This is a genomic window from Streptomyces sp. NPDC002536 (assembly GCF_053594995.1).
On record NZ_JBSFWU010000121.1, the window covers coordinates 1 to 20,369 of the forward strand.

The following is a 20,369-nucleotide window of genomic DNA, read 5'->3' on the forward strand; positions in this document are numbered from 1 at the left end:
GCTCGACCGGGTCACCGTCGCCCTGGGCCTGCCCGGGGTGACGGTGGTGGGCGATCCGGACCTGCTGACCGCGGTGGAACTCGCGGTCACGCGCCCCGTCCGGGGCGCGAAGGTCCGTCGGACACCCGTCGCTCGCCCCCGAGTTCGACCCGCCGGACGTCTCGGCATATGCTGCGCGCCTGGTGACCGTGTCCGGAAACATCCGCTTCACTTCAGTCACCTCCCTCACCCCAGGCGCACGGCTCGTATCACCCCTCCCATTTGGGACCGAACGGTGACATTCGCGAGGGTCGGTGTCGCCAAAGGCGTGTGGTTATCTATCGACATGCGCGTCAGCCGCGCACAGGGGGCGCCGCGTGGCCGTGCGCCATGCGAAGGGAGACAACCGTTGTGAACGTGCAGCCGATACCGGTGCGCCGGGGCCGTCGGGCCGGCCTGTCCGCACTGTTCATCGGAGCGGTGCTGACGCTGGTCAGCGCCTGCGGCGGGGACGGTGACGGCGGCGGGAAGTCGAGCGGCAAGGCCGCCGACGGCGCCTCCGTGGCCGTGGTGGACATCGCGCCCAAGGACGGTGCGAACGACGTCGCCACGAGCGGCGCGCTCAAGGTCACCGCGGAGAAGGGCAGTCTCACCTCGGTGAAGGTCGCCGACGCCAAGGGCAACACGGTCGACGGCAAGATATCCGGCGGCGGTTCGGGGTGGGAGCCCTCCGGGCACCTCGCCGCCTCCACGAAGTACACGGTCGACGCGGTGGCGAAGGACGACAAGGGCCGCGAGTCGGCCAAGCACGCCGTCTTCACCACCCTCACGCCCCAAAACACCTTCGTCGGCTACTTCCAGCCGGAGGACGGGACCACCGTCGGCGTGGGCATGCCCGTATCGATCAATTTCAGCCGCGGCATCACCGACCCCAAGGCCGTCCAGCAGGCCGTCAAGGTGACGGCCGAGCCGGCCGTGGACATCAAGCCCCACTGGTTCGGCAACGACCGCCTCGACTTCCGTCCGGAGAAGTACTGGGCGGCCGGCACCAAGGTGACGGTCAGCATGGACCTCGACGGCGTGCAGGGCCGTGAGGGCGTCTACGGCACCCAGAAGAAGACGGTGAAGTTCACCGTCGGCCGCAGCCAGGTCAGCACGGTCGACGCGAGCAGCCACCAGATGACCGTGGTGCGCGACGGCAAGACCTTCAAGACCATCCCGATCTCGGCCGGCGGCCCGGGCCACTCGACGTACAACGGCCAGATGGTCATCAGCGAGAAGGACGAAGTCACCCGCATGGACGGCCGCACGGTCGGCTTCGGCGGCGAGTACGACATCTCCGACGTGCCGCACGCCATGCGCCTCTCCAACTCGGGCACCTTCATTCACGGCAACTACTGGTCCGGCGAGGGCACCTTCGGCTCGGAGAACGCGAGCCACGGCTGCGTCGGCCTGTTCGACGAGCGCGGCGGCGGCGACCCCTCCACGCCGGCCTCCTGGTTCTTCAACAACTCGCTCATCGGCGACGTGGTGGTCGTGAAGAACTCCGAAGACAAAACGATCCAGCCGGACAACGGACTCAACGGCTGGAACATGCCGTGGTCCCAGTGGACGGCCCCGAGCGGCGGCGACTCCGGCAACTGACGCCCCTCGCGACGGCTGTTCGTAGGGCCCGGTGCACTGTGACCAAGTGCACCGGGCCGTCCGTCGTTAACGGGGGCTAACCTGCTGCCATGACTGTGCATCTTGAGGTCGCCGAGGGCGTCGGGACGATCCGCCTGGACCGCCCGCCGATGAACGCACTGGACGTCGCCACCCAGGACCGGCTCCGCGAGCTGGCCGAGGAGGTCACCCACCGGGACGACGTGCGCGCCGTCGTGGTGTGGGGCGGGGAGAAGGTGTTCGCGGCCGGCGCGGACATCAAGGAGATGCAGAACATGGACCACGCCGCGATGGTGGTCCGGTCCCGCGGTCTCCAGGACGCCTTCACCGCCGTCGCCCGGATCCCCAAGCCCGTCGTCGCCGCCGTCACCGGCTACGCGCTCGGCGGCGGCTGCGAGCTCGCGCTCTGCGCCGACTACCGGATCGCCGGGGAGAACGCCAAGCTCGGCCAGCCCGAGATCCTGCTGGGCCTCATCCCCGGCGCGGGCGGCACCCAGCGGCTGTCCCGGCTCATCGGCCCGTCCCGGGCCAAGGACCTCATCTTCACGGGCCGTCAGGTGAAGGCGGACGAGGCGCTCGCGCTCGGCCTCGTCGACCGCGTGGTCCCGGCTGGCGAGGTGTACGAGCAGGCGCACGCCTGGGCGGCCCGGCTCGCGACCGGCCCGGCCCTCGCCCTGCGCGCGGCCAAGGAGACGGTGGACGGGGGGCTGGAGACCGACATCGACACCGGACTCACCATCGAACGCACCTGGTTCGCCGGGCTCTTCGCCACCGAGGACCGCGAGATCGGTATGCGCAGCTTCGTCGAGGAAGGTCCCGGCAAGGCCAAGTTCGTCTGAACCGTGGGCCGTTGAGGAGATACGCCCGGAGTCCCGTACTCCGGGCGTTGCCTCTTGTGGGGGAATTCCGGCGCGGGTCCGCATGCTCTCGAAGGCCTTTCGCCAAGGCTTCGGCGCCCTGTGGTGTACCGGGGCCCGCCGCAGGTCAGTTGGCCTCTCCCCGGGGTGCCGGAGCCAGTGGCATATGTCGCCGAGGCGCCCCGGAGGGCTTTCCTCCGCCGAATCGGATCCGGCCGTTCCTCATCCCTTGCGGCGGAACGGCGGCCATGATGGGGGACATGGCGGGCCTGGAGGGAATGGAGCAGCCGCGGCAGCGGGCCGTTGCGACCCCGGTGCGGTGGACGCCGAACGTCGAGGACGAGCTGGCGCTCAAGGCGCTGGAGCTGTTCGGCAATCCGATGACCGGTGAGATCCGGCTGCCCTCCCAGCCCCAGTCCGCCGTCGCCGCCCGCCGGCTGACCCAGACCGTCTGTCTGCGGCACTGGGGGCTCACCGCCCAGATCACAGAGCACGCGGTGCTGCTCGTCTCGGAGCTCGTCGGCAACGCCGTCCGGCACACCGGCGCCCGCTACTTCGGGCTGCGGATGCGGCGCCGGCGCGGCTGGATGCGCATCGAGGTGCGCGACCCCTCGCGCGGGCTGCCGTGCCTGATCCCGGTGCGCGAGATGGACACCAGCGGGCGCGGGCTGTTCCTGGTGGACAAGCTGTCGGACCGCTGGGGCGTGGACCTGCTCGCGTGCGGCAAGACGACCTGGTTCGAGATGCGGGTGGCCGACCGCTGAGCCGGCGAACGCCGGGCCGGAAAACGAAGAGGCCCCCATTCGTCGTCGTACGACGGGCCGGGGGCCTCTTCGTTGTGGCCGCGGAAAGGGGTGGGGTGTATTCCGCGGCGCGATGACGACCTGGCCCGGGTCAATGGGGGTCGTGGCTTCGACTATGGCAGACGCGGGTAGTCAATACCAAAACGAGCCCTGCTCATTCCAAGGTGAGTTCCGACACTTGCCTTGCAATTGGTGAATGATTCAGCGGGACGGCCTATTTTTATGCAAGGAGGTCCGGTGGCTTCACTTCTGTCCTATCCACCGACCCATTGGATTCCGGCCGCCGGGGCCGACTTCACGGTCTCTCACCGGCCCGGTGCCCATCCCGTGGAGATCGTCGTGATCCATGTGACCCAGGAGACCTTTCAGGACGCCCGGAGAATCTTCCAGGACCCCAACTCCCGTGTCTCGGCGCACTACATGGTGGCCTCCGCCGACGGCTACGTCGGCCAGTTCGTCCGCGAGAAGGACATCGCCTGGCACGCGGGCAACTGGGACTACAACACCCGCAGCATCGGCATCGAGCACGAGGGCTGGATCGACCGCCCCGAGTACTTCACCGACGCCCTCTACACCGCCTCGGCCCGCCTGACCGCAGCCGTCTGCGACCGCTACGGCATCCCGAAGGACCGGGACCACATCATCGGCCACGTCGAAGTGCCGGGCTCCACGCACACCGACCCGGGGCCGCACTGGGACTGGGACCGGTACCTGGCCCTGGTGACCGGCGTGGGCTCCTAGGCTTGTTCGCCCCGTCAGGGGCGCGGGGAACTGCGCGACCAGCCACCGACGGCCTGCAGCCGACGCACTACCTCTGGGGTCCGGGGCGCAGCCCCGGGATCTTCGTCTGCGGGCGCGTCGTGGCTGGTCGCGCAGTTCCCCGCGCCCCTACAGGGCGCTCAGCGCCAGCCCCGTCGCTGTGCGGCGTTCGCCCGGCGGCGCCGGTCGTTGCACAGCAGGCAGCGGCCCCAGCCCGGCGGCAGCGGATCGTCCTTGTCCCCGTACAGCGGATCCACCGCACCCTTCGGGTGCTCGGTGCAGCCCGTGGCCCCCGCGCCCGCCCCCAGCGCCGCCGCCGCGGCCGACGCCCTGCGCAGGGCGTCGAGCAGCTGCTCGGCCTCGTGCGGGGCCGGCGCGGCGGCGTCGAGGGAGAAGGCGATGTCGGAAGCGGTGTTGAGCGCGTTCTGCAGCTCGCGCAGGTCTGCGTAACCCATGGCTTCGAGCGTACGGGGCACCACTGACAACGCCGTCAGGGTGCGACGGACGTCAGCACTCGATGACGTTCACCGCGAGGCCGCCGCGGGCGGTCTCCTTGTACTTGACCTTCATGTCCGCGCCCGTCTCCTTCATGGTCTTGATGACCTTGTCGAGGGAGACGTGGTGGCGGCCGTCGCCGCGCAGGGCCATGCGGGCCGCCGTGACGGCCTTCGCCGCGGCCATGCCGTTGCGCTCGATGCACGGGATCTGCACCAGGCCGCCCACGGGGTCGCAGGTGAGGCCGAGGTTGTGCTCCATGCCGATCTCGGCCGCGTTCTCGACCTGTTCGGGGGAGCCGCCGAGGACCTCGGCGAGGCCGCCGGAGGCCATCGAGCAGGCGGAGCCGACCTCGCCCTGGCAGCCGACCTCGGCGCCGGAGATCGAGGCGTTCTCCTTGAAGAGCATGCCGATCGCGCCCGCGGCGAGGAGGAAGCGGACGATCCCGTCCTCATCCGCGCCGGGCACGAAGTTCATGTAGTAGTGCAGGACGGCCGGGATGATGCCGGCGGCACCGTTGGTGGGAGCGGTGACGACGCGGCCGCCCGCGGCGTTCTCCTCGTTGACCGCCATGGCGTAGACGGTGATCCACTCCATCGCGCGGGCCTGCGGGTCGCCCTCGGCGCGCAGCTGGCGCGCGGAGCCGGCGGCGCGGCGGCGGACCTTGAGGCCGCCCGGCAGGATGCCCTCGCGGGACATGCCGCGCGCGACGCAGGACTGCATCACGCGCCAGATCTCCAGCAGGCCCTCGCGGATCTCGTCCTCGGTGCGCCAGGCCTTCTCGTTCTCCAGCATCAGGGCGGAGATCGACAGGCCCGTCTCGCGGGAGAGCCGCAGCAGCTCGTCGCCGGTGCGGAAGGGGTACTTCAGGACGGTGTCGTCCAGGACGATGCGGTCCTGGCCCACCGCGTCCTCGTCGACGACGAAGCCGCCGCCGACCGAGTAGTAGGTCTTCTCCAGCAGCGGTGCACCGGCCTCGTCGTAGGCGAAGAGCGTCATGCCGTTGGCGTGGTACGGCAGGGCGCGGCGGCGGTGCAGGATCAGCTGGGTGGACTCGTCGAAGTCGATCTCGTGGGCCGAGCCGATCTCGGTGCCGAGGAGCTTGAGGCGCTTGGTGGTGCGGATGCGCTCCACCTCGTCGTCGGCGATCTCCACGTCGACGGTGCGCGGGGAGTGGCCCTCCAGGCCCAGCAGGACGGCCTTGGGGGTGCCGTGGCCGTGGCCGGTGGCGCCGAGGGAGCCGAAGAGCTCGGCCCGCACGGAGACGGTGTGGGCGAGCAGGCCCTCGTTCTTCAGACGGCCGACGAACATCCGTGCCGCACGCATCGGGCCGACCGTGTGGGAGCTGGACGGGCCTATGCCGATCGAGAAGAGATCGAAAACGGAGATGGCCACGGTGGCTGCTCCTCTGGTCGGTGGTACTCGGTGGTACGCGGTATTGCGGGCGGGGGGTGTCACACGGCGCGGGGCACCGGGTCCACCTTTCAGTGTGCCCTGGTGCCCCTTACCGGCGGGTAAAGCGGGAGCTGACGGGTTACTTCAGCCCGGGGTACAGCGGGTGCTTCGCGGCGAGCGCGGTGACGCGGGCCCGCAGGGCCTGCGCATCGTAGCCCGGCTTCAGCGCTTCGGCGATGACGTCCGCCACCTCGCGGAAGTCCTCCGCCTGGAAGCCGCGCGTGGCCAGCGCCGGAGTGCCGATCCGCAGGCCCGAGGTGACCATCGGGGGGCGCGGGTCGTTCGGGATCGCGTTGCGGTTGACCGTGATGCCGACCTCGTGGAGGCGGTCCTCGGCCTGCTGGCCGTCCAGCTCGGAGTGGCGCAGGTCCACCAGGACCAGGTGCACGTCCGTGCCGCCGGACAGGACGGAGACGCCCTCCGCCGTCACGTCGTCCTGGACGAGGCGCTCGGCCAGGATCTTCGCGCCCTCCAGGGTGCGGCGCTGGCGGTCCTTGAACTCCTCGGTCGCCGCGACCTTGAAGGACACCGCCTTGGCGGCGATCACGTGCTCCAGCGGACCGCCCTGCTGACCGGGGAACACCGCCGAGTTGATCTTCTTGGCCAGCTCGGCCGTGGAGAGGATCACACCACCGCGCGGACCGCCCAGGGTCTTGTGCGTGGTCGTGGTGACGACGTGCGCGTGCGGCACCGGGTTCGGGTGCAGACCGGCGGCGACGAGGCCCGCGAAGTGGGCCATGTCGACCATCAGGTACGCGCCGACCTCGTCGGCGATCCGGCGGAAGGCCGCGAAGTCCAGCTGGCGCGGGTAGGCGGACCAGCCGGCCACGATCAGCTTCGGGCGGTGCTCCTTGGCGAGGCGCTCGACCTCCTCCATGTCCACCAGGTTGGTCTGCTCGTCGACGTGGTAGGCGACCACGTTGTAGAGCTTGCCGGAGAAGTTGATCTTCATGCCGTGGGTCAGGTGCCCGCCGTGGGCGAGGTTCAGACCCAGGATGGTGTCGCCGGGGGAGAGCAGGGCGAACATCGCGGCGGCATTGGCCTGCGCGCCGGAGTGCGGCTGCACGTTCGCGTGCTCGGCCCCGAAGAGCGCCTTGATCCGGTCGATGGCGATCTGCTCGACGACGTCGACGTGCTCGCAGCCGCCGTAGTAGCGACGGCCCGGGTAGCCCTCGGCGTACTTGTTGGTGAGGACCGAGCCCTGGGCCTCCATGACCGCGACCGGAGCGAAGTTCTCCGAGGCGATCATCTCGAGGGTGGACTGCTGGCGGTGGAGTTCGGCGTCGACGGCGGCGGCGACGTCGGGGTCGAGCTCATGGAGGGAGCTGTTCAGAAGCGACATGAGTTCTTCCTGGACTTCCTGGGCTGGAGGAGGAGCGGGGGGTCAGCCTGCGGTGAAGGCCGTGTACTCGTCGGCGGTCAGCAGGTCCGCCGGCTCGTCCGCGAGCTTCACCTTGAACAGCCAGCCGCCCTCGAACGGGGCGGAGTTCACCAGCGCGGGGTCGTCCACGACGTCCTGGTTGGCCTCGACGACCTCGCCGTTCACCGGGGCGTACAGGTCGCTGACCGACTTGGTCGACTCCAGCTCGCCGCAGGTCTCGCCCGCGGTGACCGTGTCGCCCACCGCAGGGAGCTGGGCGTAGACCACGTCACCGAGCGCGTTGGCCGCGAACTCGGTGATACCGACCGTCGCCACGCCGTTCTCGTCGACGGCCGACAGCCACTCGTGCTCCTTGCTGAAGCGCAGCTGCTGGGGGTTGCTCATGACTAGATTCTCCTGGATGCGCGTGGGTGGTTGTGCAACGGGTCTTGACAGGTGAGACGGGAGGGGCCGGGGATCAGCCCTTCCTGCTCGTTTTTCTCATCGTTCCCGCTTGTAGAACGGAAGCGCGACGACCTCGTACGTCTCATGGCTGCCACGGATGTCCACGGCCACGCCCTCGGTGCCGGGCGCCGCGTGCGCCGCGTCCACGTAGGCGATGGCGATCGGCTTGCCGAGGGTGGGGGAGGGGGCGCCCGAGGTGACCTCGCCGACGACCTCGCCGCCCGCGACGACCGGGTACCCGGCACGCGGCACGCGGCGGCCGGCGGCCACCAGGCCGACCAGCTTGCGCGGCGGGGCGGTCTCGGCGCGCTCGGCGGCGGCCTGCAGCGCCTCGCGGCCGACGAAGTCGCCCTGCTTGTCAAACTTGACCACTCGGCCGAGTCCGGCGTCGAACGGCGTGGTGGCGGTGGTCAGCTCGTGCCCGTACAGCGGCATGCCGGCCTCCAGGCGGAGCGTGTCGCGGCACGAGAGGCCGCACGGCACCAGGCCGGCCGCGGCGCCCGCCTCGGTCAGGGCCTGCCACAGCTTCTCCGCGTCGGCGGGCGCGACGAACAGCTCGAAGCCGTCCTCGCCGGTGTAGCCGGTGCGCGCGATGAGCGCGGGCACGCCCGCGACCGTGCCCGGCAGGCCGGCGTAGTACTTCAGCCCGTCGAGGTCGGCATCGGTGACGGACTTTAGGATCCCGGGGGAGGCGGGGCCCTGGACGGCGATCAGCGCGTAGTTCTCGCGGTCGTCGCGGACCTCGGTGTCGAAACCGGCGGCGCGCTCGGTGAGCGCGTCCAGCACGGTCTGCGCGTTCGAGGCGTTGGCGACGACCATGTACTCGTGCTCGCCCAGGCGGTAGACGATCAGGTCGTCCAGGATGCCGCCCTCGGCGTTGCAGATCATGGTGTACCGCGCCCGGCCGACCGCCAGCGCGGAGATGTTGCCGACCAGCGCGTGGTCCAGGGCGGCGCCGGCCTGCGGGCCGGTGAGGGTGATCTCGCCCATGTGGGAGAGGTCGAACAGACCGGCACGGGTGCGCACGGCGAGGTGCTCGTCGCGCTCGCTGCCGTAGCGCAGGGGCATGTCCCAGCCCGCGAAGTCGGTCATGGTGGCGCCGAGCGCGCGGTGCGTCGCGTCGAGGGCCGTTCGGCGAGGGGCAACGGTCATGTGGGGCTCCCAGGCATGGCAGTGAGGACGTCCTCCCCATCTGTCATCGGAACCTGAGAGGTTCACCGGGAGACTCCCCCCGGCTTGCACCTTGGGTGGGGCCGCCGCACGGGCGGCCCGCTTTTCAGATCTGCCTCGCCCATGCGGTATCGGGGCCTGAGAGATTCAAGGGAGGAACTTGCTCCTTCGGCGCCCGGGGCGGTGCCCGGGACTCTCCCGCACGGATTCGAGCGGCCGGTATGCAGTTGGACGTGCCGGTCGTGCGTCGGCGCGCACATCATTGCACGTACGGGCGTGCGATGGACCAGGTGCAGCCCCGTGAATTGGATTACCTTTCCTTTACGTTCGACGGGTATCGGCTGGTGGGAGGTGCCATGGCGGAGGTGGTCGACCTGCGGTACCCGGCCGGCGACCTGCTGGTCGTCTCCGGGCTGCCCGGCAGCGGGAAGACGACGCTGATCCGCCGGGCGGTGGCCCCGCTGGACGCCGCGGGCGCGCCGGTGCGGTGCGTGGACTCGCAGGACGTCCGGCTCCGGCTGGAGCGGCGGCTGCCGGGCCGGCTGCCGTACGGGCTCTACCGGCCCGTGGCGCGGGTGCTGCACTTCGCGGCGCTGCGGGGTGCCCTGCGGGCGGGCGGGAGCGTGGTGGTGCACGACAGCGGGCGGGTGGGCCTGGTGCGGCGCTGGCTGGCACGGGGCGTGCGGCGGCGCGGGGGTGCGCTGCACCTGCTGCTGTTGGTCGTCGAGCCGGCGGTGGCGCTGGAGGGGCAGATACGGCGGGGGCGTTGCGTGTCGCGGCGGGTGTTCGCGCGGCACCGGCGATCCATGGGGCGGCTGGTGGCCGGGGCCGCGGCCGGGCGCCTCCCGCGGGGTGTGGTGTCGGTGGCGGTCCTGGACCGCGAGGCCGCGGACACGGTCCGCGTGATCACTTTCGGCTAGCCGGCCCCGCCCCGTCAGGGGCGCGGGGAACTGCGCGAGCAACCACCACGGCCCGCAGTCGACGACGGCCCCGTACCGGCCAAGCCCGGGCGCAGCCGTTAAGGTTCCCCTGCGCGCCTTTGACGACACGGTGGTTGGACGACATGAGCATCCCTGAGCAGCACCCTTACGACTGGCCCGCCAACGAGCTCGAAGCGGTGCTCGCCGTTTCGGTCGGGGCGGCCGGGGCCGGGCCCCGGATCGTCGAGGTGCTCGTGCGCAGCAGCGTGTGGATCCCGCTGCCCAACGGCGGCGGTCCCGACAGCCCGGATCTCGACATCCCCGCGCTGGAGCTCGACGGTGCCGCGTTCGTCCCGGTGTTCAGCTCCGAGCAGGAGTTCCGCCGCGTCGTCGGCGACCGCACCGGCTTCGCCGTGGCGCCCGCCGTCGAGTTCGCCCGCGGTCTGCCGCCGCAGGTCGGGATCGTCGTCAACCCGGAGGGCACCGTCGCCGTGCCGCTGCCCCCGCCCGCCGTGGCCGAGCTGTGCCGGGCCGGCCGCACGGCGCTGGACGGCGACGCCACCGGCGGCCGTGTCCGGCTCTTCGAGCCGGACTGGCAGCAGGAGCCCACGGCCTTCCTCGCCGCCGCCGGGCTGGAGTTCGCCGCGGCCGGCCCGGTCCGGACCGCCCGGCGCGCCCTGGCCAGCATCGAGGGTGCGGATCCGGCCCTCTTCGTGGGGGTCGAACTGGACCTTCCCGATCCGGGCAGCCGGGAGGCCGCCATGGCGGCCGTCGGCCGCGCGCTGGCTTCGGCGCCCGTGCCCTGGCCCGTCCAGCTGGTCTTCCTCGACGTCGCCCAGGACCCGGTCGGCGACTGGATGCGCGGTCGGGTGCGTCCGTTCTACGACCGTGACCTGTGACAGCACCCGTGTCCGCCGCCGCGGGCTCGTAAGCTGGTTGGACGACCAACACGGGGAGCGCGGCCGCGCTCCCCGTGCCGAGAGAAGAGGCGGACCAGGTGAGCGCGGGCGCGGAGAGCGGCGTGGAGCAGGTGCTGCGCCAGGTGGCGCCCGGGCGGTACGACACCTATGAGGCGCTGCTGCGGTCCGTGGCCGAGGGCCGGGTGTGGATGCTGCTGTGGCACGGTCAGGCCGGCTCGCCCGACGCCCAGTACGGGAACATGGAGGTCGACGGCCTCGGCTACGCGCCCTGTGTGACCTCTGCCCAGGAGCTCGCCGCCAGCGGCTGGAACCGGGCCCACGAGGTCGTCTCCGGCCGGTCCGTCGCCGCCGCGCTCTACCCCGACCGCTGGGGTCTGTGGCTCAACCCCCATGCGCCCGGCGGCGGTGTCGGCATCCCCTGGCTGGACCTGCGCCGGATCACCGGCGGCCTGGACCGGCTGCCGGCCGGCCCGCTGCGGCTGAGCGAACCCGCCGCCGACATCCCGCAGTTCTACGCGCTGCTGGCGCAGAACGCCCGCAGCACCCCCGTCGTGCGGGCGCTGCGCCGCGCCTGGGTGCAGCCCGCGCTGGGCGCCGCGTACCTGGCGATCGGCCTCGACCTGTACGACACCTCCCGGGCCGCCGTGGAGTCGGTGCGCCTGATGATGCAGCAGTCGATCGGCGTGGTGCCGGACGGGCTGCCGGTGTCGACGGTCTCCCTCGCGGACGAGTACGACCCCGTCGCGATGTGGATGCGTGCCAACGCCCATCCCTTCTACGACCGCGACGCCTACGGCGGCGGCACCCCGGCCCCCGTCGCGCCCTCCCCGGTGTCCGGTTACGGCTACCCGCCGCAGCACGGCTGGCAGGCCGGGGCGTACTGAACTCCGAACTCGCCACGCCTCGTGGCCGGTTGCCGTTCCGCTGTCGGGACCGGTCTGTCCGTATAACGGAACCTCCCTACGCACATCACGGTTGCGCATCCATTGAGGGCCAGGTCTGGCGAGTGATCGCGGACACATTGAAGACTCCCGCTTCACAGGGACGTTCGGTCCTGTGTACGACCTGCTCCGCGTGATGTTTCCGCACCACCCCGCACCATCGCTCCACACTGCGCACCTCCTGCACCAGTGATGTGAACCAGCCACTTCGGTGGCGGGCGTCGGGCCGGACGGAACCGGCCGAGAGGGGTCCCTGCAACGATGACAGCACCGATCGAGACCACCGGGTCCGCTGCCGGCGCGCAGCCCGAGGCTGTTCTCGCCGGGGCGAAGAGGAGCCAGATCGAAGGGCGTTCGCTCTACCAGATCGCCTGGCTCCGCTTCAGACGCGACCGGGTCGCCGTGGCGGGCGGGATCGTGGTGATCCTGCTGATCCTGCTCGCGGCGCTGGCCAAACCGATCGAGTCCGTCTTCGGCCTCGACCCCAACGCCTTCCACCAGGACCTCGTCGACCCCAACCTGCTTGCCCCCAAGGGTTCCTGGGGCGGCATCAGCTGGGATCACCCGCTGGGCGTGGAACCGCAGTACGGGCGCGACATCCTGGCCCGGATCATCGAGGGGTCCTGGGTCTCGCTGCTGGTCGCCGCGGGTGCCACGGTGCTCTCGGTGGTCATCGGCACCGTGCTCGGCGTGGTCGCCGGGTTCTACGGCGGCTGGGTGGACAGCGTGATCAGCAGGATGATGGACACCTTCCTGGCCTTCCCGCTGCTGCTGTTCGCCATCTCCATCTCGGCCGCCCTGCAGGACGGCGCCTTCGGGCTCTCGGGGCTGCCGCTGCGCATCAGCGTGCTGATCTTCGTGATCGGCTTCTTCAACTGGCCCTACATGGGCCGCATCGTGCGGGCGCAGACGCTCAGCCTGCGGGAGCGGGAGTTCGTTGAGGCGGCCAGGAGCCTGGGCGCACGCGGTCCGTTCATCCTCTTCCGGGAGCTGCTGCCCAACCTGGTCGCGCCGATCCTCGTCTACTCGACGCTGCTGATCCCGACCAACATCCTCTTCGAGGCCGCCCTGAGCTTCCTCGGCGTCGGTATCGCCCCGCCGCAGGCCTCGTGGGGCGGCATGCTCACCAGTGCGACGGACCTCTACCAGGCCGATCCCGAATACATGATCGTGCCGGGCCTGGCCATCTTCGTCACGGTCCTGGCGTTCAACCTGCTGGGCGACGGGCTGCGCGACGCGCTCGACCCCCGCAGCAAGTGACCAGTGCGACAGATCTCTTGAGCGGCGCCGCCTGCCGGTCCGCCGTACCGCCATCGATCGAGGAGGCGTTCCTCAGGTGAAGAGAAGCAAAGCGACGGCCGCGATAGCCGCTGCCGTGGCCCTGACCCTCGGGGCGACGGCCTGCGGCGGCGGGTCCAAGAGCAGCGGCGGAAAGGACGGCGGCAACTCCGCAGCCGACGCTGCCCTCACCTCCGTCGTCAACACGTCCGACAAGAAGGGCGGGACGCTGAAACTCGCCCTCTCCGACGTGCCCGACTCCCTCGACCCGGGCAACACCTACTACGGCTGGGTGCAGAACTTCGCCCGGCTGTACGCCCGTTCGCTCACCACCTTCAAGCCCGCGGCCGGAAAGGCCGGGCTGGAGATCGTGCCGGACCTCGCCGAGTCGCTGGGCAAGCCGAGCGACGACGCCAAGACGTGGACGTACACGCTGCGCCAGGGCGTCAAGTACGAGGACGGCACCCCGATCACGTCCAAGGACGTCAAGTACGCCGTCGAGCGCAGCAACTTCGCGCCCGAGGCGCTGTCCAACGGGCCGACCTACTTCAAGGCGCACCTGGTCGACGGCGACAAGTACCAGGGGCCGTACAAGGACAAGAGCCCCGACGGCATCAAGGCCATCGAGACCCCGGACGACCGGACGATCGTCTTCCATCTCAAGGACGCCTTTGCGGACTTCGACTACCTGGCGGGTCTCCCGGGGTCGGCTCCCGTGCCGCAGAAAGCCGACAAGGGCGCCGACTACGTCAAGCACATCATCTCCTCGGGCCCGTACAAGTTCTCCTCGTACGAGGACGGCAAGGGCGCGACGCTGGTGCGCAACCCGCAGTGGGACCCGAAGACCGACCCGGTGCGCAAGCCGCTGCCGGACAAGGTCGAGATCAAGTTCAAGGTCAACCAGGTCACCATCGACAACAACCTGCTCAACGACAGCCTGCAGGCCGACGCCAGGGGCAGGGGCGTCGCCCCGCAGACCCAGCCGAAGGTGCTGCAGGACCCCAAGTACAAGAAGCAGACGGACTCCTCGTACGCCGGCGCGACCCAGTACATCGGCCTGAACGTGCACGTGAAACCTTTCGACAACGCTGACTGCCGCAAGGCCGTCCAGTGGGGTATCGACCGGACCTCCGTGCAGGAGGCAGCCGGCGGTGCGCCCAAGGGTGACGTGGCCACCACGCTGTTGCCGCCGACGGTCAACGGCTTCACCAAGTTCGACGAGTACCCCACGCCGGGCGGCAAGGGCGACGTCGCCAAGGCCAAGGAGGCGCTGGCCAAGTGTGGTCAGCCCAACGGTTTCAGTACCAGCCTCACGGCGCGCTCGGACCAGCCCGACGAGATGGCCATGGCCACCGCCGTACAGGCCTCGCTGAAGAAGATCGGGGTCACGGTCGAGATCAAGTCCTTCCCCAGCGGCAAGTACTTCACCAACTTCGCCGGGGTGCCGGACTACGTGCACAGCCACAACCTCGGCATGATCATGACCGCGTGGGGCGCCGACTGGCCCACCGGCTTCGGCTTCCTGGACCAGATCGCCAACGGCGCGGCCATCAAGCCCTCCGGCGGCAACAACGTCCAGGAGCTCGACGACCCCAAGGTCAACCAGATGCTCAACGACACCATCAAGAACACCGACGCCGCCGCGCGGAACAAGGGCTGGGGCGAGATCGACAAGATGATCGCCGACAACGCCTCGGCAGTGCCCCTCATCTACCGCAAGAACCTGCTCTTCCGCCCCACCGGCGCCACCAACGTCACGGTCACCCAGGCATACCTCGGCATGTACGACTACCTGCTGATGGGCGCCTCCAAGTAAGCATCTCCCAGTAGTTAGCGGAATCGTTCCGCCGCCCGCAACCGAAAGGCAGGTGAAGGCACCCCGGCGGCCGCCGGACGGATCCCACGGATCCCCGTCCGGCGGGCCCGGCGCCGTACAGCTGTGGCTGCGTACATCATCCGACGCGTGTTCGCCGCGGTGCTGTTGCTGCTGGTGGTCAGCGCAGTCACCTTCGCGATCTTCTTCCTCGTCCCCCGGATCGCCGGGCAGACGGTGGACCAACTGGCCGCGCAGTACGTGGGGAAGGACGCCAACCCCACCTCGGTCGCCGCGGTCAAGCACAACCTCGGCCTCGACCAGCCGATCTACGAGCAGTACTGGCACTTCGTCAAGGCCATCTTCGCCGGCGCCGACTACACCTTCGGCCCGGACGCGGCCCACTGCTCGGCGCCCTGCTTCGGCTACTCCTTCAAGAACCACATCGAGGTCTGGCCGCAGCTGACCTCGCGCATCCCCGTCACCCTCTCGCTCGCCGTCGGTGCGGCCGTGATCTGGCTGGTGTCCGGTGTGGCGGTGGGCGTGCTGTCCGCGCTCCGGCGCGGGTCGTTCTTCGACCGGCTGTCCATGGGCATCGCCCTGGCCGGCGTCTCGCTGCCGATCTTCTTCACCGGCATGCTGGGCCTGGCGATCTTCACCGTCCAGTGGCCGCTGTGGAGTTCGGGCGTGAACTACGTCAGCTTCACCGACAACCCCGCCCAGTGGGCCTGGAACCTGCTGCTCCCCTGGTGCAGCCTCGCCTTCCTCTACTCCGCGCTCTACGCCCGGCTCACCCGGGCCGGAATGCTGGAGACGATGAGCGAGGACTACATCCGCACCGCCCGCGCCAAGGGCCTCAAGGAGAATGTCGTCGTCGCCAAGCACGGGCTGCGTGCCGCGCTGACCCCGATCGTCACCATCTTCGGCATGGACTTCGGCCTGCTCGTCGGCGGTGCGGTCATCACCGAACAGGTCTTCTCCTTCAAGGGACTCGGCGAGTACGCCGTCTCCGGCATCCGCGACAACGACCTGCCCGTCGTCATGGGCGTCACCCTGGTCGCCGCCTTCTTCATCGTCGTCTGCAATCTGCTGGTGGACCTGGTCTACGCGGCCATCGACCCCAGGGTGAGGTACTCGTGAGCGAGCAAGAAGCCCCGGCCGTCGAGGGCGCGTTCCTCTCCGTGCGGGACCTGCGCATCCACTTCGACACCGACGACGGCCTGGTGAAGTCCGTGGACGGCGTCAGCTTCGACGTGCGCCGCGGCAGCACGCTCGGCGTCGTCGGCGAGTCCGGCTCCGGCAAGTCGGTCACCTCGCTCGGCGTCATGGGCCTGCACCGCACGGCGCGGGCCCGGATCTCCGGCGAGGTGTGGCTGGACGGCGAGGAGCTGATCGGCGCCGACCCCGACCGGGTGCGCCGGCTGCGCGGCAGCAAGATGGCCATGATCTTCCAGGACCCGCTGTCGGCCATGCACCCGTACTTCACGGTCGGCGCGCAGATCGTCGAGGCCTACCGCGTCCACCATGACGTGAACCGCAAAGCCGCCCGCAAGCGGGCCGTCGAGCTCCTGGACCGGGTCGGCATCCCGCAGCCCGACCGCCGCGTGGACGACTACCCGCACCAGTTCTCGGGCGGCATGCGGCAGCGCGCCATGATCGCCATGGCGCTGGTCAACAACCCCGAACTGCTCATCGCCGACGAGCCGACCACGGCCCTCGACGTGACCGTGCAGGCGCAGATCCTCGACCTGATCCGCGACCTGCAGAAGGAGTTCGGCTCGGCCGTCGTCATCATCACCCACGACCTGGGCGTCGTCGCCGAACTGGCCGACGACATCCTGGTGATGTACGCGGGCCGCTGCGTCGAGCGCGGCCCGGCCGAGGCGCTCTTCACCCGCCCCCGGCACCCCTACACCTGGGGCCTGCTGGGCTCCATGCCGCGCATCGACCGCGAGCAGACCGACCGGCTGATCCCCGTCAAGGGCGCCCCGCCCAGCCTCATCAACGTGCCCGAGGGCTGCGCCTTCAACCCGCGCTGCCCGTACGCGGACGTCCCCGAGGGCGGCATCACGCGGACGGAACGTCCCGAACTCAAGGTCGTACCGGACGAGGACGCGCACTACTCCGCCTGCCACATGTCGCACGAGGAGCGGACGCGCATCTGGACCGAAGAGATTGCGCCGAAGCTGTGAAGGAAGCCGTGAAGGGCGGAACGATGACGGACCCCGGCACCTCCGAAGCTCTTCTCACCGTCGAGGGGCTGGTCAAGCACTTCCCCATCACCAAGGGGGTGCTGCGGCGCCAGGTGGGCGCGGTGCAGGCGGTGGACGGACTCACCTTCGACGTGCGCACGGGGGAGACCCTGGGCGTGGTGGGCGAGTCCGGCTGCGGCAAGTCGACCATGGGCCGGCTGATCACCCGGCTGCTCGAACCCACCGCGGGACGGATCGAGTTCGAGGGCCGGGACATCACCCACCTCGGCGTCTCCGGGATGCGCCCGATGCGGCGCGACGTGCAGATGATCTTTCAGGACCCGTACTCCTCGCTGAACCCCCGGCACACCGTGGGCACGATCGTCGGCGCCCCCTTCAGGCTCCAGGGGCTCTCCCCCGAGGGCGGGGTGAAGAAGGAGGTCCAGCGGCTGCTGGAGCTCGTCGGCCTCAACCCCGAGCACTACAACCGCTATCCGCACGAATTCTCCGGCGGCCAGCGGCAGCGCATCGGCATCGCGCGGGCGCTCGCGCTCAAGCCGAAGCTGGTCGTCGCCGACGAGCCGGTGTCGGCGCTGGACGTGTCGATCCAGGCGCAGGTGGTCAACCTGCTGGACGACCTCCAGGACGAACTGGGCCTGACGTACGTCATCATCGCGCACGACCTGTCGGTCATCCGCCATGTCTCGGACCGGATCGCGGTGATGTACCTGGGCAAGCTGGTGGAGCTGACGGACCGGACGTCGCTGTACACGGCGCCCGCGCATCCGTACACCAAGGCGTTGCTGTCCGCGGTGCCGGTGCCGGATCCGCGGCGGCGCGCACAGAGGGAAAGGATTTTGCTCAAGGGTGATGTCCCGTCGCCCATTTCGCCGCCTTCGGGGTGCCGGTTCCGTACGCGGTGCTGGAAGGCGGAGGCGCTGTGCGCCGAGCAGGAGCCGGCGGTTCGGGAGTTGAGGCCTGGCCATCAAGTGGCCTGCCACTTCCCGGAGTAGGCCGGGTGCGGGGTGTGGCGGGGCGCGTTACGGGTGTGCGGCATGTGCATGGCGAGGCGTCTGTGTGGGAAGGGTCGCCGCATAACGCTGAACTCGCCCCGAAGGGACGGAACATGCCCCGCACCTCCACCCGGCTCCTGGCTCTCGCCACCGCCGCGGCCTCCGCCTGTCTGATATCCGCGGCCCCCGCCGACCACCCCTCGCCCGGCGCCGCCGGCATCGGTGACACCTACTTCCCGCACGAGGGCAACGGAGGTTTCACCGTCCGGCACTACAACCTCGACGTCTCCTACGCCCCGGGCACCGGCAGACTCGACGGCCGCACCACCGTCTCCGCGCGGGCCACCCAGAGCCTGTCCTCCTTCGACCTCGACCTCCAGCAGCTGGACGTTTCCAAGGTCGAGGTGAACGGCCGGCCCGCCGTCTTCCGCCACGACGGCGACGAGCTCGTCATCACCCCGCGGCACGCCCTCGCCAAGGGCCGCGCCTTCACGGTGACCGTCACCTACGGCGGCATTCCGCAGGCGCTCGGCGGCCCGATCATCTTCGGGTCCAAGTACGGCTGGATGAAGACCAAGGACGGCGTCTTCGTGGCCTGCGAGCCCAACGCGGCCTCCACCTGGTTCCCGTCCAGCGACCACCCGTCGGAGAAGGCGACCTTCGACATCACGGTCCGGGCCCCCAAGGGACTCACCGCCGTCTCCAACGGCAGGCTGATCTCCACCCGCGACCGCGGCGAGACCACCGTCACCCACTGGCGCGAGAGCCGCCCCATGGCGACCTACCTGGCCACCGCCACCATCGGCAACTTCGACGTGCGGACGGGGAAGACCCCCGGCGGCATCCCGGAGTACGTCGCCGTGAACAAGGGCCTGCAGACCGGCAAGACCGACTTCTGGGGCATCACCGCGGCAGCCACCGACTACTGGTCCAAGATCTTCGGCCCGTACCCCTTCGAGGAGACCGGCGCGATCGTCGACGACATGCCGGACGCCCACTTCTCCCTGGAGGTCCAGTCGAAGCCGGTCTACTCGGCGGTGCGCAGCGAGACCACCATCGTCCACGAGCTCGCCCACCAGTGGTTCGGCGACTCGGTCTCCGTCGAGCGCTGGAAGGACATCTGGCTCAACGAGGGCTTCGCCACCTACGCCCAGTGGCTGTGGGACGAGCACAAGGGCACCCGCAGCGCGCACGACTCCTTCCAGAAGGCGTACGACGGCTACAAGCCGGACGACGCCTTCTGGAAGATCAATGTGGCCGACCCGCAGCGCGACACCATGTTCTCCGACTCGGTCTACGAGCGCGGCGCGATGACTCTGCAGATGCTCCGCGAGCGGATCGGCGACAAGGCGTTCTTCAAGCTGCTGCCCACCTGGACCGCGCAGCACCGGTACGGCAACGCGAACACCGCCCAGTTCGTCGCGCTGGCGGAAAAGATCTCCGGCAAGCACCTCGGTGACCTGTTCGCCACGTGGCTGTCGAGCCCCGGAAAGCCTGCGCTGCAGTAGTCGTGGCCGAAATCATGTACGCGACGAGTAAGAATGTCGCGTGCTCACCGATCTGTTCAGTCCCACCGTCCAGCACTCGCTCGACCTGGCCGGGATCTTCGTCTTCGCGATCTCCGGCGCGCTGCTCGCCGTCCGCAAGAACTTCGACGTCTTCGGCATGGCGGTACTGGCGGAGGTCACGGCGCTGGGCGGCGGGCTGTTCCGGGATCTGATCATCGGCGCCGTGCCGCCCGCGGCCTTCACCGACCTCGGCTACTTCCTCACGCCGCTGGTCGCCACGCTGATCGTCTTCTTCCTGCACCCGGAGGTCGAGCGGATCACCAAGGCGGTGGGCGTCTTCGACGCGGCCGGGCTGGGGCTGTTCTGCGTCGCCGGCACGGTCAAGGCGTACGACCGGGGGCTCGGCCTGACCTTCGCCGCCACCCTCGGCCTGGCCACGGCCGTGGGCGGCGGCGTGCTGCGCGACATCCTCGCCCACGAGGTGCCGTCGCTGCTGCGCTGGGACCGCGACCTGTACGCGGTGCCGGCGATGGTCGGTTCGACCATCGCCGCCCTGATGATCCGCTACGACGCGCTCAACGGTCCCACTGCCGCGGTGCCGGTCGTCACGGCCTTCGTCCTGCGACTGCTGGCCATGCACTACCACTGGCGCGCGCCGCGCGCCTGGCACCGCAGGAGCGCGGCGGCCGAGCCCCGCTAGGGGCGCGGGGCGGTGACATTTGCGGCTCCGCCGCGTGGGCGCGACCAGGCGCCCCGTCAGGGGCGCGGGGAACTGCGCG

20 protein-coding genes and 1 riboswitch are annotated in these 20,369 nt (G+C 70.1%); of the genes, 14 read left to right on the forward strand and 6 right to left on the reverse strand.

Annotated features, from left to right (window positions below; all coding sequences use genetic code 11):
- Positions 1-211, reverse strand: a 211-nt coding sequence (locus tag ACWD4B_RS30700; RefSeq protein WP_451423821.1) for a hypothetical protein, incomplete at its 3' end; no start/stop codon positions are given.
- Between the two features lie 158 nt (positions 212-369).
- Here ACWD4B_RS30700 and ACWD4B_RS30705 point away from each other — a divergent pair.
- The 4 genes from ACWD4B_RS30705 to ACWD4B_RS30720 all read left to right on the forward strand — a co-directional run bounded on the left by ACWD4B_RS30705 (position 370) and on the right by ACWD4B_RS30720 (position 4,042).
- Positions 370-1,623, forward strand: a complete 1,254-nt coding sequence (locus ACWD4B_RS30705) for a L,D-transpeptidase (protein WP_451423822.1) — start codon at positions 370-372, stop codon at positions 1,621-1,623.
- A gap of 89 nt (positions 1,624-1,712) precedes the next feature.
- Complete coding sequence (locus tag ACWD4B_RS30710; RefSeq protein WP_451423823.1) at positions 1,713-2,480, forward strand: enoyl-CoA hydratase/isomerase family protein; 768 nt, start codon at positions 1,713-1,715, stop codon at positions 2,478-2,480.
- 278 nt (positions 2,481-2,758) lie between these two features.
- Positions 2,759-3,262, forward strand: coding sequence for an ATP-binding protein (locus ACWD4B_RS30715; protein WP_451423824.1), 504 nt, complete (start codon positions 2,759-2,761; stop codon positions 3,260-3,262).
- Positions 3,263-3,538: 276 nt separating this feature from the next.
- On the forward strand, positions 3,539-4,042 hold the full coding sequence (locus ACWD4B_RS30720) for an N-acetylmuramoyl-L-alanine amidase (protein ID WP_451423825.1): 504 nt from the start codon (positions 3,539-3,541) through the stop codon (positions 4,040-4,042).
- A 158-nt stretch (positions 4,043-4,200) separates the two neighbouring features.
- On the opposite strand, the gene ACWD4B_RS30725 is transcribed toward ACWD4B_RS30720, so the two are convergent.
- The 5 genes from ACWD4B_RS30725 to gcvT all read right to left on the reverse strand — a co-directional run bounded on the left by ACWD4B_RS30725 (position 4,201) and on the right by gcvT (position 8,987).
- On the reverse strand, positions 4,201-4,515 hold the full coding sequence (locus ACWD4B_RS30725) for a hypothetical protein (RefSeq protein ID WP_336413484.1): 315 nt from the start codon (positions 4,513-4,515) through the stop codon (positions 4,201-4,203).
- 52 nt (positions 4,516-4,567) lie between these two features.
- On the reverse strand, positions 4,568-5,950 hold the full coding sequence (locus ACWD4B_RS30730; RefSeq protein ID WP_451423826.1) for an L-serine ammonia-lyase: 1,383 nt from the start codon (positions 5,948-5,950) through the stop codon (positions 4,568-4,570).
- Positions 5,951-6,089: 139 nt separating this feature from the next.
- Positions 6,090-7,352 carry a serine hydroxymethyltransferase gene (gene glyA / locus ACWD4B_RS30735; RefSeq protein ID WP_336413482.1) on the reverse strand — a complete coding sequence of 421 codons (1,263 nt, stop codon included), beginning with the start codon at positions 7,350-7,352 and terminating at the stop codon, positions 6,090-6,092.
- A gap of 42 nt (positions 7,353-7,394) precedes the next feature.
- A complete protein-coding gene (gene gcvH, locus ACWD4B_RS30740) occupies positions 7,395-7,775 on the reverse strand; it encodes a glycine cleavage system protein GcvH (RefSeq protein WP_451423827.1) in 381 nt (126 codons plus the stop codon).
- A gap of 96 nt (positions 7,776-7,871) precedes the next feature.
- A complete protein-coding gene (gene gcvT, locus ACWD4B_RS30745; RefSeq protein WP_451423828.1) occupies positions 7,872-8,987 on the reverse strand; it encodes a glycine cleavage system aminomethyltransferase GcvT in 1,116 nt (371 codons plus the stop codon).
- A 134-nt stretch (positions 8,988-9,121) separates the two neighbouring features.
- A riboswitch (glycine riboswitch) is annotated at positions 9,122-9,216 on the reverse strand.
- Between the two features lie 145 nt (positions 9,217-9,361).
- On the opposite strand from gcvT, the gene ACWD4B_RS30750 reads away from it, so the two are divergent.
- The 10 genes from ACWD4B_RS30750 to ACWD4B_RS30795 all read left to right on the forward strand — a co-directional run bounded on the left by ACWD4B_RS30750 (position 9,362) and on the right by ACWD4B_RS30795 (position 20,290).
- The gene (locus tag ACWD4B_RS30750) at positions 9,362-9,925 is read left to right on the forward strand and encodes an AAA family ATPase (protein WP_451423829.1); all 564 of its coding nucleotides are present in this window, start codon (positions 9,362-9,364) and stop codon (positions 9,923-9,925) included.
- Between the two features lie 143 nt (positions 9,926-10,068).
- Positions 10,069-10,824, forward strand: coding sequence for an enhanced serine sensitivity protein SseB (locus ACWD4B_RS30755; protein WP_451423830.1), 756 nt, complete (start codon positions 10,069-10,071; stop codon positions 10,822-10,824).
- A gap of 98 nt (positions 10,825-10,922) precedes the next feature.
- A complete protein-coding gene (locus ACWD4B_RS30760) occupies positions 10,923-11,729 on the forward strand; it encodes an enhanced serine sensitivity protein SseB C-terminal domain-containing protein (RefSeq protein WP_336413477.1) in 807 nt (268 codons plus the stop codon).
- A 318-nt stretch (positions 11,730-12,047) separates the two neighbouring features.
- The gene (locus tag ACWD4B_RS30765) at positions 12,048-13,046 is read left to right on the forward strand and encodes an ABC transporter permease (protein WP_451423831.1); all 999 of its coding nucleotides are present in this window, start codon (positions 12,048-12,050) and stop codon (positions 13,044-13,046) included.
- Positions 13,047-13,122: 76 nt separating this feature from the next.
- A complete protein-coding gene (locus ACWD4B_RS30770; protein WP_451423832.1) occupies positions 13,123-14,880 on the forward strand; it encodes an ABC transporter substrate-binding protein in 1,758 nt (585 codons plus the stop codon).
- Between the two features lie 123 nt (positions 14,881-15,003).
- The gene (locus ACWD4B_RS30775) at positions 15,004-16,017 is read left to right on the forward strand and encodes an ABC transporter permease (RefSeq protein ID WP_451423833.1); all 1,014 of its coding nucleotides are present in this window, start codon (positions 15,004-15,006) and stop codon (positions 16,015-16,017) included.
- Positions 16,014-17,069: an ABC transporter ATP-binding protein gene (locus tag ACWD4B_RS30780; protein WP_451423834.1), complete on the forward strand. Its 1,056-nt coding sequence runs from the start codon at positions 16,014-16,016 to the stop codon at positions 17,067-17,069. The genes ACWD4B_RS30775 and ACWD4B_RS30780 overlap by 4 nt, the downstream gene beginning before the upstream one ends.
- A gap of 23 nt (positions 17,070-17,092) precedes the next feature.
- Positions 17,093-18,082 carry an ABC transporter ATP-binding protein gene (locus ACWD4B_RS30785; protein ID WP_451423837.1) on the forward strand — a complete coding sequence of 330 codons (990 nt, stop codon included), beginning with the start codon at positions 17,093-17,095 and terminating at the stop codon, positions 18,080-18,082.
- A 113-nt stretch (positions 18,083-18,195) separates the two neighbouring features.
- Positions 18,196-19,590, forward strand: a complete 1,395-nt coding sequence (locus ACWD4B_RS30790) for a M1 family metallopeptidase (RefSeq protein WP_451423835.1) — start codon at positions 18,196-18,198, stop codon at positions 19,588-19,590.
- A gap of 40 nt (positions 19,591-19,630) precedes the next feature.
- On the forward strand, positions 19,631-20,290 hold the full coding sequence (locus ACWD4B_RS30795; RefSeq protein ID WP_451423836.1) for a trimeric intracellular cation channel family protein: 660 nt from the start codon (positions 19,631-19,633) through the stop codon (positions 20,288-20,290).
- Positions 20,291-20,369 lie beyond the last annotated feature (79 nt).